At 65.4% G+C, this 15581-nt stretch carries 11 protein-coding genes; 8 read left to right on the top strand and 3 right to left on the bottom strand.

What is annotated here, in order from left to right; translation table 11 throughout:
- Nucleotides 1–3: 3 nt before the first annotated feature.
- From NT151_13560 to NT151_13550, 3 genes are all read right to left on the bottom strand, one after another.
- Nucleotides 4–1335, bottom strand: coding sequence for an IS1380 family transposase (locus NT151_13560; protein MCX6539942.1), 1332 nt, complete (start codon nt 1333–1335; stop codon nt 4–6).
- 141 nt (nt 1336–1476) lie between these two features.
- Nucleotides 1477–4236, bottom strand: a complete 2760-nt coding sequence (locus NT151_13555) for a PEP/pyruvate-binding domain-containing protein (GenBank protein ID MCX6539941.1) — start codon at nt 4234–4236, stop codon at nt 1477–1479.
- A gap of 263 nt (nt 4237–4499) precedes the next feature.
- Nucleotides 4500–5783 (bottom strand): Glu/Leu/Phe/Val dehydrogenase, encoded by a 1284-nt coding sequence (locus tag NT151_13550; protein MCX6539940.1) that lies wholly within the window; start codon nt 5781–5783, stop codon nt 4500–4502.
- A 267-nt stretch (nt 5784–6050) separates the two neighbouring features.
- On the opposite strand from NT151_13550, the gene NT151_13545 reads away from it, so the two are divergent.
- The 8 genes from NT151_13545 to NT151_13510 all read left to right on the top strand — a co-directional run bounded on the left by NT151_13545 (nt 6051) and on the right by NT151_13510 (nt 15580).
- Complete coding sequence (locus NT151_13545; protein MCX6539939.1) at nt 6051–7724, top strand: methylmalonyl-CoA mutase family protein; 1674 nt, start codon at nt 6051–6053, stop codon at nt 7722–7724.
- 35 nt (nt 7725–7759) lie between these two features.
- Nucleotides 7760–8167, top strand: a complete 408-nt coding sequence (locus NT151_13540; GenBank protein MCX6539938.1) for a cobalamin B12-binding domain-containing protein — start codon at nt 7760–7762, stop codon at nt 8165–8167.
- A 141-nt stretch (nt 8168–8308) separates the two neighbouring features.
- Nucleotides 8309–9580: a response regulator gene (locus tag NT151_13535; GenBank protein MCX6539937.1), complete on the top strand. Its 1272-nt coding sequence runs from the start codon at nt 8309–8311 to the stop codon at nt 9578–9580.
- A gap of 202 nt (nt 9581–9782) precedes the next feature.
- Nucleotides 9783–12425: a valine--tRNA ligase gene (locus tag NT151_13530; GenBank protein MCX6539936.1), complete on the top strand. Its 2643-nt coding sequence runs from the start codon at nt 9783–9785 to the stop codon at nt 12423–12425.
- The gene (nadC, locus tag NT151_13525) at nt 12422–13267 is read left to right on the top strand and encodes a carboxylating nicotinate-nucleotide diphosphorylase (protein MCX6539935.1); all 846 of its coding nucleotides are present in this window, start codon (nt 12422–12424) and stop codon (nt 13265–13267) included. Before NT151_13530 ends, nadC begins: the two co-directional genes overlap by 4 nt.
- Complete coding sequence (locus tag NT151_13520; protein ID MCX6539934.1) at nt 13248–14081, top strand: biotin--[acetyl-CoA-carboxylase] ligase; 834 nt, start codon at nt 13248–13250, stop codon at nt 14079–14081. Before nadC ends, NT151_13520 begins: the two co-directional genes overlap by 20 nt.
- Before the next feature lie 9 nt (nt 14082–14090).
- A complete protein-coding gene (locus NT151_13515; GenBank protein ID MCX6539933.1) occupies nt 14091–14867 on the top strand; it encodes a type III pantothenate kinase in 777 nt (258 codons plus the stop codon).
- Nucleotides 14864–15580 (top strand): hypothetical protein, encoded by a 717-nt coding sequence (locus NT151_13510; GenBank protein ID MCX6539932.1) that lies wholly within the window; start codon nt 14864–14866, stop codon nt 15578–15580. Before NT151_13515 ends, NT151_13510 begins: the two co-directional genes overlap by 4 nt.
- The last annotated feature ends 1 nt before the right edge of the window (nt 15581 follow it).

Genomic DNA, 15581 nt, shown 5'->3' with positions numbered 1-15581 from the left:
CCCTCAGCCGGTCGGCACCGGGAGCGCCCAGAGCCGCCGGAGCATCGCGCCGAACAGGCGCCGCGTCAGGTGGCTCTCGGCCAGCAGGAGCCAGTAATACCTTGCGTGTTTGACCAGCCGTCCACCCGTCTTGACGAGGCGCTGCTGGAGACTGGTGAGCGACCAGCTCTCGATCCGTCTCGGTAGCAAGAGTCGGCGCCACAGATTCCCCAAGTTGTAGGCCAGCACGCTCAGCTGCAACCTGACCTCATTCGCCCGGAACCGATGACATGACAGGCGCGTCCAGTGCGCCGCTTGCTTCCCCTCCTTGATCCATTGCTCGGCCGTGCCACGCTTGTCGTAGAACCGCACCACGGCGCGATTGGGGAGCGGGAGATTTGTCACGATGAAACCGACGCGCGGGAACAGCTCGCCCGCGTGATGCTCGACTTTCGCCACGACCCGCCGGGGCGTGGTCCAGCTGTCCGCCTGATACTGGAAGCTTTTGTAGCGGACCAACGGCTTCCGGCTGGGCCGACCCGGCGACCGAAACAGGATGTCTTCGATCGCCAGCTCCAGATTCTTGTTGCCCGGGATGCGGATGGCGTAGCCCACGCCGCGCGCCTCCAGCGCCTCGTAGATCGCCGGCCGCGCGAAGGCGGCGTCAGCCCGGAACGCGACGCGCTGCCCCTCGGACTGCTGGCGGTCGACCTCGGGCACGAGCAACTCCTCCCAGTCGTCCGCGCTTGAGACGTTCCCCGGCCGCAGCTTCGCCGCCAGACAGTCGCCGAGATCGTTGAACAGGAATAGCGGGTGATAACAGACCGTCTCGAAGTGGCCGTTGTAGGCACTGCCTTCCTGCTGCCCATGCACCGGGCTCTCGCTGGAATCCATGTCGAGCACCGTACGGTCGGATCGGTCGAACGTCTCAGCCTGTCCGATTAGGTCGCGGTTCACGGCCATCAACCCGACGAGGTTCTCCTCATGGGTCAGCAGCTCGGTCTCGAACCAATGCAGCGTGGAGGTCAGGGCCGCGCTCCGGTCCCACCGCGTCGGCGACCCGATCAGACGAAATGTCGGATCGGTCGAGAGACGCTGCGCGTCGTTGAGGTCTTCGTAGCCCGCCAAGCGGCTGTACACCGACTGCCGCAGGAGATCGGGCAGCCGGAACTGCGTGTTCAGGCCGTGGCGGGAGTCGCTCAGGTGCTCGGCCATGATCGCCTCCAGGCCGAGGCGTTCATCCAGTTCGCGGACCAAGATCAAGCCCGCGTCCGACGTAACGCGCGATCCCTGAAACGCGACCTTCAGAAACCCGTTGAAGGTGAACTGAAAGGGCTCGGATTCCTTCTCACCCACAGGGTGTCACCCATTCTGGCGGGGGTTCCTCGTGCGGAACCCGCGCAAATCAAGGCGTGGCGACTGATCGGATGGGTGAAGGTACCACAGCTAAATCGGAAATCCGGGTTAAGATGTTGTGTTTTGGATCTGACCCCGCCTTTACGCCAGTCCCGGCGTGGCGAGGAACCCGATCGCCTCGTCCTGATCCGCGTTCATCAAGACCCGTAGCACTTGGCCATCGGCTGAGGCGGCCACGTCAATCACGTGGATGGTGTCGGCCAGGTTCGCGAACTCCGGAACCAGTGCCGCAAACTGGTTCGGTGCGTTCAACAGGAATGCCCGGTTGAAGATCACGCCGGGGTCGTCGGGATAGATCGGCAAATAGCGGATCGCCGATTCGACCAGGTCCTGGAAAAAGTGTGTGCCAAACGACAGTTCGGGCATCGCGCCTCCGCGTTTCTCCCCGACTTCCATGAGCAACACGGTATTGCTGATATCCGAGTATGTGACCGTGACGCCAAGCTTGATATCGCCCCGGCTGCCCCAGCGACCTGGTCCAATCATGGCGAACTGGCGTTTCGGGAGCAGCTTGTTGAGCCGTCCCATCGCGCGCCCGACGTTGCGCAGCGCGTCCAGGTTCTCGAGACGCTCGTACTGGTGCGGATCGACAAACACGATGTGCGTGATATCGGGCAGCCGGCCGTTCGAGACGAACCGCTTGGCGGTGAAGATGATGCGCTCAGCCGGGATGTCCCGCGGAATCGGCGTCGCGGCCACCTCGTCCATGTAGCTCTGTGGCCGGCACTGCAACAGGTAGAAGTCCTTGCCGTCGTGCGCGAACTCGATGTCGACCGGGCCGCCGATCTTCTCGCGCAGCACCCGCAGCAGTGATCGCATCTGCGCGAGGAAGGGCGTCGTGGTCGCGAGCCCCTCGAACGTCGCCACGATGTCATCAGTCGAGCCGTCCCAGTCGAGGCCTCCGACCGGGCGCAATCCGTCCCGGTCGCAGAGCGAGAAGACCTGCTTGAACATCGGGTACTTGGCCCCGTACTGCTTGAGCAGATCCGAGATCAGCACCGTCGCGAACCGGTTGGCCTCGAGATTGATCAGGTCGACACGCTTCGGCGAATAGCGGATGACCTCCTGCGGCGTGACATTCGCGCGCAGGCCCGGCTGGCCCGGCGCGAGCAGCACGGGATAGTCGTCGCTCAGCCGATCCACGGCCCGCGTGCCGAGGCCGGGCACCAGGCGCACCAGGCCGTCCTCGCGCGTGATGCGCGGCGACCACCGGAATTCGTTGTTGCTGAAGGCGACGCCGCCAAACGCGGGCAGGAAGTAGCGGCCGACCTTCGTGCCGACCACTTCCTGGATCATAACGCCCATCTCCTCGTGCAGATCGAGCATGCCGCGCTCGGCGCGGTACTCGATCGGATCGGGGCTGAAGATCGAGGCGTACACTTCGGCGATCGCATCGAGCAGCGCCAGCATCCGTTCACGCTTCGTGCCGCGATTGGCCAGAAACAGGCTCTTGTACTTGCCTGAGAACGCCGATCCAATCCGGTCCTCGAGCAGGCTCGAACTGCGGACGATCAGCGGCCGATCGCCCATGTCGTCGAGCGCGACGGCGAGCCCCTTGAGGATTTCCTTCGGAAAATCCGAGTTCTTGAACGCCTGGACGATGTGCGGGTATTCCTTGCGGACCTGTTCGATCTCGAGGTACTTGCGGTTGTGGATATCCTGCAGGTGATTATGGTCGATGAAGGCGAGGATCCCGTCCGAGGTGAGGTACCAGGTTTTCGGGATCTTGATGGCGCCGAGCGCGTCCTCGTACTCTTCGGACCGGCGGACGATGTTGTAGGCGAGCAGCAGGCCCGAACTCTTGCCGCCCAGCTTGCCGCGCGACCCGGCGGGCGAGACCACGTGCTGCACAATGTCGCAGAAATCGTGCACGTGTAGATAGTGCTTGGCCGTGTTGATGTACTCGAGATCTTCGGTGAGGAACCGCCGGACCAGCGACACGCGCAGGCCGAGCTGCACCGATCGCGACAGTTCCTTGTCCTCGAATCCCATATGCTGGAAGCGCTCGAGCGCATCCGCGATCTCGCCAAGCGACGTGCGCTGGTTCTCCACCGCCTCCACGAGGAAGCCGCTCTTGTCGTCCTTGACCCACAGATCGATGACGTGCACGATTTCGTCGTCGCTCAGGTTCGAGGCGGCAATCCGGAACGCGGCATTGGTGATGCCCATCACCTCATCGAGGCTCGCCCGCTCGAGCGGGCGATTCTCGTCCGATGTTTCCCGGTTGCGCTGATTGGCACCCAGGCGTTCCAGCAGGTTCTGCGCTTCCTCGATGCCTTGCCAGACGAGATGGTTGATCATCCGCCGCGACACGCGCTGCAGCAGGTGCGGGTCCGTGCGCCGGAGGAACTCGACAATGACGCGCCATTCCCGGCGGTCATCGACGGGCAATTGCTCGAGCGAGACGTGCCAGTGGCGCAGCATGCCGCGGAGGCGTCGCTCGGTGAGGTACTGACCGAGCAACGCGGCAATCGCGTCGATGAGGCGGCGCTCCTCCTTGAGGAACGGGCCTTCGTCGACCTTCGGGAAGTGGCGGGCGTAGAAGACTTCCACGGCGCCGACCGGCTTGCCCATCGCCAGCACTGGCGCCCGCAGCACCCATGGCGTCTCGGTGACGAGCGACGGCTCGTAGACCGACGACTCAATCGTGATCTTGGTCCAGCACGAATCCGGGTGGAGCCAGCCTGGCGGAATCGCCGTCACCAGGCCGCGACAGACGTCGTCTGGCGTCCGTTCAGGGTCAGACGTCAGGTCGTGCACCTGGTAGAGGCAGGTCAGTTCCTTCGCCCGCTCGCGCAGGCGGTCGAACATGTCGATGGGGCCGTCGCCAGGAGTCGTCATGGATGTGAACAGTATGGACTGACGGAGGGAGGGGACTCAATCGGGATTCGGGATTCGGGCGGAATTCCCCGGTCGAACTTCGACGGGCCACGCGCAGGTCAGGGGAAGATACCAAGGCGGGATGCGGTGTGTAGGGATTGGGCTCACGACTCCCGACGACCGAGAATCAGGTACGAAGAAAGAGACCGAAAGCTCGTTGCTCCCGGTCCCTTTCGATTACCCTGTGGGCCCCGAACCCCGACTCCCGAACCCCGAATCCCGTCCTACACCCACCCGCGCTGATGGCAGGCGCTCGCCACGCGATTGATCGCGATGACATACGCCGCGTCGCGGGTGTACAGCTTCTTGCTCTTGGCCAGTTCGGCCACGCCATGGAAGGCGTTGGTCATGATGTGATCGAGCTTGCTCAACACTTCGTCCTTGGGCCAGTAGTAGTTCATGTTGCCCTGGACCTGCTCGAAGTAGCTGCAGGTGACGCCGCCCGCGTTGCAGAGGAAGTCCGGAATCACGTAGATGCCGCGCGCCTCGAGGACCTTGTCGGCTTCCGGGGTGGTCGGGCCATTGGCGCCCTCGGCCACCAGCTTGACCTTCTTGCTGATCCGGTTCACGTTGTCGCCGGTGATCTGGTTCTCGATCGCGGCCGGAATGAGGATGTCGACATCCTGTTCGATCCAGGCGTCCCCAGCCAGGATCTCGTGTCCGAGCGTCTTGGCCTTGGCCTTGTCGACCGTGCCGAACTTGTCGGTGATCCCAATCAGCTCTTCGAACGTCACGCCATCCATCTTGCGGAACGTGTAGGTCTTCTGGTCGGCCTCGTCCCAGCACGACACGCAGATGACCTTGCCGCCGTACTTGGTGAACAGCTGCACCGAGTACTGCCCGACGTTGCCGAAGCCCTGCACGGCGGCCGTCGACTTGGTGATGCCGAGGCCCAGCATCTTACAGGCTTCGCGGACGGTGTAGATGACGCCGTAGCCGGTGGCCTCGGTGCGGCCGAGCGAGCCACCCATGCCCACGGGCTTACCCGTGATGAAGCCGGGCTCCTTGCCGCCGTGGATGACTTCAAGCTCGTCCATCATCCAGACCATATGCTGCGGGTTGGTCATCACGTCGGGCGCCGGGACGTCGCGCGTATAGCCCACGTTATTCGCCAGCTGCCGCACCCAGCCGCGGCAGATGCCTTCCTGCTCGCGGGCGCTCAGGTGGTGCGGATCGCAGATGACGCCGCCCTTCCCGCCGCCGAGCGGAATGTCGACGACCGCGCACTTCCAGGTCATCCACGTCCCCAGCGCGCGGACCGTGTCGAGCGTCTCGTGCGGATGGAAGCGGATGCCGCCCTTGTTGGGGCCGCGGGCATCGTTGTGCTGCACGCGGAAGCCGCGGAACACCTTCACTTTTCCGTCATCCATGCGAACGGGGATGGCGAACTGAAACTCGCGCATCGGCCACCGCAACAGCTCGCGGGTACCGGCATCCAGATCGAGGATGTCGGCCACCTTGTCGAACTGGGCCTGCGCCATTTCAAACGGATTGAATGGCTTGGACACTGTCGCACTCCTCCGGCGCCGCGGCGCCGCACTCAACGGTTGATGAATTCAAACTGAACAACGCTAGGAATTTGAATGCTCGTCTCACCGGGGGCATCGGCAGAAGTTGCATAGATGAGCCAAGTGCAACCCCCGACGGCAGTTGGGGCCAGAGTACCCATTGGTCAGTGGCAAGTCAAGCCACATCAAAACAGTAGGAGTTCAACGCGGCGAGGCCGCTTCAACAGGCTCCTCGGCCCTGCGCCACTTCGGTATAAACTGTCAGACATGAAGACTGCGACCCCCGAGGCGGCCTCCGGCATCGCGCGTTGGGCAAAGGAGACGCTGGAGCCGGCGCTGCACAAGAGTGGGGAGCGGGATACCTCGTTTACCACGATCTCTGGACGCCCCATCGACCGCCTGTACACACCTGAATCGCTGGCCGGGTGGGACGAGGCGCGCGATCTCGCCGAACCGGGTCAGTTTCCCTACACCCGGGGCATCCATCCGAGCGGCTATCGCGGCAAGCTCTGGACGATGAGGCAGTTTTCCGGGTTTGGGACGCCCGAGGAGACCAACCAGCGATACAAGCATCTGCTCGCGGCCGGCGGCACCGGCCTGAGCGTCGCATTCGACCTGCCTACGCTGATGGGTCGCGACCCCGATCACGAACTCTCGCTGGGCGAGGTCGGGAAGTGCGGCGTCAGTATCGCGTCGCTGGCCGACATGGAGACGTTGTTCCAAGGCATCTCGCTTGCGGACATCACGACGTCGATGACGATCAATTCGCCGGCGCCGATGCTGTTCGCCATGTATCTGGTCGTCGCCGAGCAGCAGGGGGCCGACTGGCGGACGATTTCCGGCACCATCCAGAACGACATCCTGAAAGAGTTCATCGCGCAGAAGGAGTACATCTATCCGCCGCGCCCCTCGATGCGCCTCATCACCGACGTGTTCGGATTCTGCGCCGAGCAGGTGCCGAAGTGGAACACGATCTCGGTCAGCGGGTATCACATCAGGGAGGCCGGCGCGACGGCACTGCAGGAACTGGCGTTTACGCTGCGCGACGGGGTTGAGTACGTGCAGTACGGCGTTGATGCGGGCCTGAATGTCGATCAGTTCGTGCCGCGCATTTCCTTCTTCTTCAACGCGCACAGCGACTTCTTCGAGGAACTCGCCAAGTACCGCGCGGCCCGGAAGATCTGGGCCCACGTGATGCGCGACCGGTTTGGCGCGAAGGACGAACGGTCGTGGAAGCTCCGCTTCCACACCCAGACGGCCGGCGTGTCGCTCACCGCGCAGCAGCCGTACAACAACGTCGTCCGCACGGCGCTGCAGGCGCTTTCGGCCGTGCTCGGCGGCACCCAATCGCTGCACACCAACTCGCTCGATGAGGCGCTGGCGCTGCCCACCGAGGAGGCGGCCACACTCGCCCTGCGGACGCAGCAGATCATCGCCCACGAAAGCGGCGTGACCCACGCCGTCGATCCGCTCGGAGGCTCATTCTTCCTCGAGAAGCTGACGCTCGACATGGAGAAGGGCGCGCTCGACTACTTCGAGACGATCGATCGGATGGGCGGCATGGTAGCGGCCATTGAGCGCGGATTCCCGCAGCGCGAGATCGCCGACAGCGCCTATCGCTTTCAGCAGGCCGTCGAGCGAAAAGAGAAGATCATCGTCGGCGTCAACCAGTTCGTCGTCGACGGGGACCGGGGGGTGCCCATTCTCTCCATCGACGAAGCCGCCGCGGCGCGCCAGATCGAGCGGCTCCGCGCGCTCCGCCGCGATCGCGACAATGGGCGGGTGCGCCAGGCGCTTGACGATCTCAAGCGCGCGGCCGAAGGCACGGCGAACACGATGATCCCGTTGCTCGAGGCGACGCGCGCGTATGCGACGGTCGGCGAGATGTGTGATGCGCTCCGCGAGGTGTGGGGCGAGTACGTTGAACAGCCGATGATCTAGGGGCGCGGGATTCGGGGTTCGGGATTCGGGGAGTTATGTCGAAGATTAGAGTTGTCATCGCAAAACCCGGGCTCGATGGGCATGATCGCGGAGCCAAGGTGATCGCTCGGGCGCTGCGCGACGCCGGCATGGAAGTGATCTACACGGGGCTCCGGCAGACACCTCAGCAGATTGTCAGCGCCGCCATCCAGGAAGACGCCGACGTGATCGGCCTGTCAATCCTCTCAGGCGCGCACAACCACATCTGCCCGGAGGTCATGCGCCTGCTCAAGGAGAAGGGCCTCGATGACGTCCTGGTGGTGGTCGGCGGCATCATTCCCGATCTTGATGTGGCGCGGCTGGCCGAGGTCGGCATCCACGGGGTCTTCCGGCCCGGCACGCGGATGCAGGAGATCATCGACTACATCACCGGTCACGCCCGCTCCCGCGCAGAGATCGTGTAAGACTGGCGATCCGGCTAATCCCTCACCGCACTTATTCCGATAACCCGTTGTGGCTGCTTGACTTCCCACGCAGCCGGAGACTACGCTTTGGCGGATAGGCCGCTCGGGCGCTAACACGTTTCTGTTCAGGTACTTGGGGCTATGCCGCACAGGCTTTTGCTGGCCGACGACAGCGTCACCATCCAGCGCGTCATCGAGCTGACCTTCGCTGACGAAGATATCGAGGTGATCGCGGTTGGCGACGGACGCGAGGCGATCCGCCGCATTGAGGCCGATCGCCCCGACATCGTGCTGGCCGACGTGGGCATGCCGGAACTAGATGGGTATGAGGTGGCGGCCTACGTCAAGAACACGCCGCACCTGTCACACATTCCCGTGCTGCTGCTGACCGGAGCGTTCGAGCCGGTCGACGAACAGCGGGCGCGGGAGGTCGGCTGCGACGGCGTGCTGGCCAAGCCGTTCGAGCCCCAGATGGTGATCACGCGGGTGAACGAGCTGCTCGATGCGGCCCCGCCGCTCCGCGCCGCGACGGCTCCACCAGTAGTGGTCGACCGGCGGGTGGCGCCCCTGCCTCCTCCGGCGGTCGGGCCGGTATTCGACGCGCCGCCGATCGCGGTACCGGCAGCCACGCTGCTCCAGGCGCCGCCCTTGTCGCCGCTCGACGCATTCCTGGCGGCTACGCCCGCGCTGGACCTGGCCGCATACGGAGCGCGTTCCAACGCCTCCGAGTGGTCGCATCAGGCCGTGCCGGATCTTCGGCCCTCAGTGGAACGGGAACCGAACGCGGGGCTGGCCGACGTACCGCTCGCCACCGACAGCCCGTTCGCCGCGCCGGAACGCGAGGTGCTGGCGGCCGACCCATCCACCATTCGTATCAGCCGGCGCACCCCGATTGCCGTGCCCGGATTCGGCGCGCCTGCCCTGCCGCTCCCGTCCTCCTCGGCCGCGGAACTCGACGACTACTTTGAGAAGCTTGATGCCGCGTTCGCATCGATGCAACAGACCCCGCTCAAGCCCGAACCGCTCGACCCGTCAGCGGCGCCCGCCGGAGTGCCGGCGCCGTCGAGCCATGCCACCGAGCCGCTACCGGCGTCGGGCCGCTGGTTGTCGCCACCCGTCGAGCCGCCGGTGGGCGTCTCCGGAACCGAGTCCCAGGCGGTCGAGCATGCGCCCGCCATCGCGCAGGCCTTCTCTGCGCTCCTGGCAGCTGAACACGGCCAGGCCGCGCCCGTCACGGCGCCCACCACGCTCTCGCCAGACGCCATCGACGGCCTCGTCGAGCGCGTCGCGAGCGAGGTCGTCGAGCGGATGTCGGACCGCGTCGTGCGCGACATGGTGACCGACATCGTCTCTCGCATCGCCGAGAAGCTGGTTCGCGAAGAGATCGACCGGGTCAAAGCCACCATCAAGTAGGGCTGAGTCCTTCGATTCATAAGTTCGGCGACGAACTTATTCTCTCAGGACTCAGTGCTGAGCGAGCATTTTGACGGGATCGCCTTGCGAGAATGCGCAACCGCAGTTGCGAGTCGAAGCACTGAGCGAAGCCGAAGCCTCGCTTGATAGGCTGGCGGCTGTGCGGTTACGCTGTACGCTTCACGGTTCTCCAGGAAACCCGATGTCCGAGCTACCGAAAGCCTTCGATCACCGAGACGTTGACGCGCGTTGGTACAGCTTCTGGGAGTCGATTGGCGCCTTCCGCGCCGACGCCAGCAGCGGCAAGCCCGTCTTCAGCATGGTGCTGCCTCCACCCAACGTCACCGGGTCGCTGCACATGGGCCATGCCCTCAACCACACGATGCCCGACATCATCGCGCGCTGGAAGCGGATGCAGGGCTACGACGTGCTGTGGTTGCCGGGGACCGACCATGCGGGCATCGCGACACAGAACGTGGTGGAGAAACAACTCGCGCAGGAGAAGAAGACGCGCCACGATCTGGGCCGCGAGGCCTTCGAAGCCCGCGTGTGGGAGTGGGTGAAGGTCAGCCACGAGACGATCACCGGTCAGATGCGGAAGCTGGGCGACTCGGTCGACTGGTCGCGCGAGCGGTTCACGCTCGATCCGGGCCTGTCGCGCGCTGTGCGCCGCGAGTTCGTGTCGCTCTACCGTGAGGGCCTGGTCTATCGTGACAAGTACATCGTCAACTGGTGCCCGCGGTGCCGAACGGCGCTCTCCGACCTCGAGGTGCAGCACCGGGAGAGTGACGGCAAGCTCTACTTTGTCCGGTACGCGGGCGTCGGCGGCGGGGCTGGTGTGACGGTGGCCACCACGCGCCCGGAAACGATGCTGGGCGACACGGCCATCGCGGTGAACCCGGACGATGAGCGATACCGGCACCTGGTGGGCCAACGCGTCGTGCTGCCCGTGCTCGGCCGCATGCTGCCGATCGTGGCCGATGCCTTTGTTGATCCGGCGTTTGGCACCGGCGCCGTCAAGGTGACGCCCGCCCACGATCCGAACGACTTCGCGATGGGCCAGCGACACTCGCTGCCGAGCGTGTCGGTGATAGACGAGGACGGCAACATGACCGCGGAGGCCGGGCCCTACGCTGGCCAGGATCGCTTCAAGGCCCGCAAGGCGCTCGTGGAGCGGCTGCAGGGCGAAGGTGTGATCGAGAAAATCGTCGAGCATCGCCACGCCGTCGGTCATTGCGATCGCTGCAGCACCGTGGTCGAGCCGCTGGTGTCGAAGCAGTGGTTCGTGAAGATCGGTCCGCTCGCCGCCGACGCCATCCGCGCCGTAGAGGAAGGCCGCGTGGTCTTCCTGCCGGACAACTGGACGAAGACCTACTTCGAGTGGATGACCAACATCCACGACTGGTGCATCTCGCGTCAGTTGTGGTGGGGCCACCGCATCCCCGCGTGGTATTGCGACGCGTGCGGCGAGACCATCGTGTCGGAGGAGGATCCGAGCGCGTGCCGGTGCGGCGCCGTCCTGCGCCAGGACACCGACGTGCTCGACACGTGGTTCAGTTCGGGGCTCTGGCCGTTCAGCACGTTGGGCTGGCCCGACAAGACCGACGACCTGGCCCGCTACTACCCGACGACCCTGTTATTGACCGGATTCGACATCATCTTCTTCTGGGTCGCGCGGATGATCATGCTCGGCTTGAAGTTCGGGGGCGATGTGCCGTTCCACACCGTGTACATCACGGGCCTCGTGCGGGACGAGCGCGGCCAGAAGATGAGCAAGTCGAAAGGCAACGTTGTCGACCCGCTGTCGGTGATGGACGACATCGGCGCCGACGCCCTGCGGTTCACGCTGGCGGCCATGGCGTCGCCAGGCATGGACATTCCGCTCTCGGAAGGGCGGATGACCGGGTACCGGCAGTTCATCAACAAGATCTGGAATGCCTCGCGCTTCCTGCTGATGAACATCGGCGATCTGCCTGCGCGTCCGGTACTGCCGCCATGTCGCGACCTGCACGTGATTCACCGGTGGATGTTGAGCGGCGTCAGCCGGCTGGCCATCGACGTCAACGATGCGCTCACCACGTACCGGTTTGATCAGGCGTGCGATCGGCTGTACCACTTCTTCTGGCACGAGTTCGCGGATTGGTACATCGAGTTCGTCAAGATCGATCTGCAGCAGCCCGGGCCCGTGCGCGATGCGGCGGTGGCGGTGCTGGTCGAAGTGCACGACCGCCTGATGCGATTGCTGCACCCGTTTGTTCCGTTCATCACCGAAGAGATCTGGCAGAAGCTGCCGAAACGACCGAATGATGCCGCCACCGTGACGCTCTCGGCATTCCCGACGCTGATGCCAGAGTGGGCCGACACGTCGGCCGAGGCCGACGTCGCCTACATGCAGCAGGTGGTGACGACGATTCGGACCGTGCGGTCCGAGCGCAGCGTGCCGCCTTCTCGGAAGATCACCGCGATCATCGACGAGACCGATGGGCATGCCCGAGCCATGCTCGAGCAGTACGCGCCGTACCTGCGCCAGTTGGCTGGCCTCGAGTCGCTCGAATTCCGGGGCGATGTGGCGCCCAACGTCGACACCGTCACGCGCGTGCTCGAACACGCGCACGTGTTCGTGCCGCTGGCGGGCATCGTAGACCATGAGGCCGAGATCGAGAAACTCCGGAAGGAGCTGGCGGGATTGGCTCGCGAGGCCGAGTCGATCACGCGCAAACTGGGGACGGCGAGCTTCGTGGAGCGCGCCCCGGTGTTGGTCGTCCAGGAGACGCAGTCGCGTGCCGTCCAGATCACGGAGCGGCAGCAGAAACTCGAAGCACAACTCACGGAGCTGGGCGCATGACCATTGAACCGATCGAGATCGGCGTCTACCGTGACTTTGTGCGACGAAGCCTTGCCGAAGATCTTGGATGGGGAGATGCGACCGTGCAGGCCATCATCCCTCCCGACGCGACGGCCGAAGGCGTGCTGTTGACGCGCTCGCCGGCCGTGCTGGCCGGCCTGGACATCGCGCTCGAGGCATTTCGGCAACTGGACCCCGCCATCGCCGTGGTGTCGCGCCGGCAGGACGGCGACCTGTGCCAGCCGGGCGATCAGGTCGCAGTCTTGACTGGTCTCGCCGCACCGATGCTGACGGCGGAGCGGACCGCGCTCAACATTGTCCGACACCTGTCGGGCATTGCCACGCTGACGCGGCGGTTCGTCGATGCTGCCGGCGGCCGCGTGATCATCGCCGACACGCGAAAGACCCTGCCGCTGCTCCGGCCGCTCCAGAAGTACGCGGTGCGCGTGGGGGGAGGCGAGAACGGCCGGCTGGCGCTCGATGAGGGGCTGATTCTCAAGGCCAGCCACATTCGCTTCGCCGGCGGGATCGGCGCGGCCGTCAAACGCGCACGCGCGGCGGGTCCTCATACACCCGTGCAGGTCGAGATCTCGACGTCGGCCCAGGCAGCTGAGGCGCTGGCCGTCGGTGCGGGAGTGCTCCTGTTCACCGGGGCGTCGAGCGAGGAACTCCGCCACGTGGTGCAGCAGTGCCGCGGACGAGCCCGCGTTGAGGTGTCTGGTCAGATTTCACTCGAGCGGGTCGCGGAGCTGGCATCGGACGGAGCGGACTTCGTCTCGATCGGCGCGCTCACCGATTCGGCTCCAGCCTCAGACATCACCTTTGAACTTCGATCCCTTTGATCCGGCGCACGCCGCCGATCTGCCCCACGACATCGCGGAGGCGCTGGCATGGTCGCAGTCCGAACGGGGCCGGTTCGGCTCGCCGCTGTTCTACGCGGCCGAGGTCACCTCGACCAACGATGTCGCGGCGCGATTGGCGGATGCGGGGGCCGGCGAAGGCACGACAGTGGTCGCCGAGGCGCAGACCGCCGGCCGCGGCCGGCATGGGCGGACCTGGTGTTCGCCCCCGGGTGCCGGGCTCTACGTCTCCACCATCGTCCGGCCGGATCTCCGGACTGGTCCAAGACCGGGATCCGCGCTGCTGACGCTGATGGCCGGAGTCGCGCTGGCTGATGCGATTCGCGAGGCCACCGGTCTCGGCGTCGAGATCAAGTGGCCCAACGATCTCGTGGTGGCTCGGCGGAAGCTGGCGGGGATCCTTGCGGAAGGGGCGGGGCAGGGTACCTCACTCGAGTACATCGTGCTCGGGTTCGGCATCAACCTGCGGTCGGCCGCATACCCACCAGACGTCGCGGCGCGCGCGACCTCGATCGAAGCCGAACTCGGTCGTCCCGTCGATCGGGGAGCCCTGCTGGCCCGGGCGCTGGTCAACCTGTCGCGAGCCCGCGCGGCAATCACCGAGAGCCGGACGGCGGCGGTTATCGACCGTTGGCGCGAACTGGCCCCGTCCGCGGTAGGCTCGTCTGTGGAATGGCGGACCGGTGCGGGCGTACACCGGGGCCTGACCGCGGGAGTGGACGAGGGTGGCGCGCTGCGCATCGACGTGGCTGGCACGATCGAGCGGGTCACCGCCGGCGAGATCATGTGGTTATAGGGGTGCTGTATGCTGCTGGCGATTGACATCGGGAACACCAACATCGTGCTCGGCGTGTTCGAGGGCAAGACGCTTGGGCACAGCTGGCGGCTCGCCACGATGCGCGAGCGGACGGCTGATGAAATGGGATTGCTCGTGAGCGAGTTGCTCGAACGCGCCGGCATCAGGCCGGCGGCCGTCGACGGCGTCGTCATGGCGTCGGTCGTCCCGCCGCTGACCGCCAGCGTGATCGACATGGCGGAGCGTTATCTCGGCACACGGCCCCTCAATCTCGAACCGGGCGTCCACACCGGCATGACGGTGCTGTACGACAACCCGGCCGAAGTTGGGGCCGACCGCATCGTGAACAGCATCGCGGCCTACGAGCTGTACGGCCGGTCACGCAAGATGCCGTTGATCGTGGTGGACTTCGGGACCGCCACCACGTTCGATGCGGTGTCCGCGGCAGGCGAGTATCTGGGCGGCGTCATCTGTCCCGGCATCCAGATTTCGGCCGATGCCCTGTTCCAGCGGGCGGCGAAGCTGCCCCGGATTGATGTGCGCAAGCCCCTGCACGTGATTGGCAAGACCACGGTCACGTCGATGCAGTCGGGGCTGTTTTTCGGATATGTCGGCATGGTCGAGGGTCTCGTGCATCGGATGCGCGCCGAGCTTGGCGGCAAGGCGTTCTGTCTGGCCACCGGCGGTCTGGCCGACGTCATCGCCCCGGAGACCGATACGGTTGAGGCCGTGGATCGGGACCTGACACTCACCGGGCTGCGGATGTTGTGGGAGAGGAATCATTGACGGATTCCTCCGAATACTGCCGCGAGATCGAAGCCTACCTGTGCCGGAGCAACGAGGGGCACCTGGTGCGCATTTCCGGTCCGGCCTTCGACAAGGTACGCGAATGGGCGGCGATGGGCGTGCCGCTCAAGGTCGCGTTCCAGGGGATCGATCGTCATATCCAGCGCGTCGCCGCCAAGGGACCACGCCGGCGCCCGGTTCGAATCGAGTTCTGCGAAGCCGACATCCTTGACGCGTTTGACGCGTGGCGGCGAGCGGTTGGCGTGCGGCTGGCGGCGGCCAGCGAGGGCGAGAGTGACACCGATGAGCAGGCGACGCCTCGGCGCCGACAGTCCCTTTCGACCCATGTTGATCGCGTGATCGTCCGCCTCACGGCGCTTCGGACAGGGCCGTCGCCTTCGTCGGGTTGGGATGCCGCCCTCGACCAGGTCGTCCGCCAGCTGGACGCCCTCCACCCGGCCTCACGCCACGCCCGCGGCGCGGCTCGCGACGCGGTGGTGGCCGAGCTGGCCGCGCTCGATGCCAGACTCATCGAGGTGGCGCGGGCGACGGTGGGCGAATCGGCCGCCGCTGACATTGCGCGCGAGGCCGATGGCGAACTCGAACCGTTTCGCGGCCGCATGACCTCCGAGGCCTACCGGGCGGCGCACCAGCGCTGCACCGACCGAATCCTGCGCGAACGCCTCGCGCTGCCCGTCCTCACCACCGACTGAC

It is taken from the genome of Acidobacteriota bacterium (assembly GCA_026393675.1).
Classification (GTDB): Bacteria; Acidobacteriota; Vicinamibacteria; order Vicinamibacterales; family JAKQTR01; genus JBAXOX01.
Note: the sequence above shows the minus strand (reverse complement) of the source record. Positions and strands in the feature narration are given on the sequence as shown.

Coding starts and splice junctions, on each gene's coding strand:
- NT151_13555 (MCX6539941.1), bottom strand. CDS start 4,236: ATGACGACTCCTGGCGACGGCCCCATCGACATGTTCGACCGCCTGCGC.
- NT151_13545 (MCX6539939.1), top strand. CDS start 6,051: ATGAAGACTGCGACCCCCGAGGCGGCCTCCGGCATCGCGCGTTGGGCA.
- NT151_13540 (MCX6539938.1), top strand. CDS start 7,760: ATGTCGAAGATTAGAGTTGTCATCGCAAAACCCGGGCTCGATGGGCAT.
- NT151_13535 (MCX6539937.1), top strand. CDS start 8,309: ATGCCGCACAGGCTTTTGCTGGCCGACGACAGCGTCACCATCCAGCGC.
- NT151_13530 (MCX6539936.1), top strand. CDS start 9,783: ATGTCCGAGCTACCGAAAGCCTTCGATCACCGAGACGTTGACGCGCGT.
- nadC (MCX6539935.1), top strand. CDS start 12,422: ATGACCATTGAACCGATCGAGATCGGCGTCTACCGTGACTTTGTGCGA.
- NT151_13515 (MCX6539933.1), top strand. CDS start 14,091: ATGCTGCTGGCGATTGACATCGGGAACACCAACATCGTGCTCGGCGTG.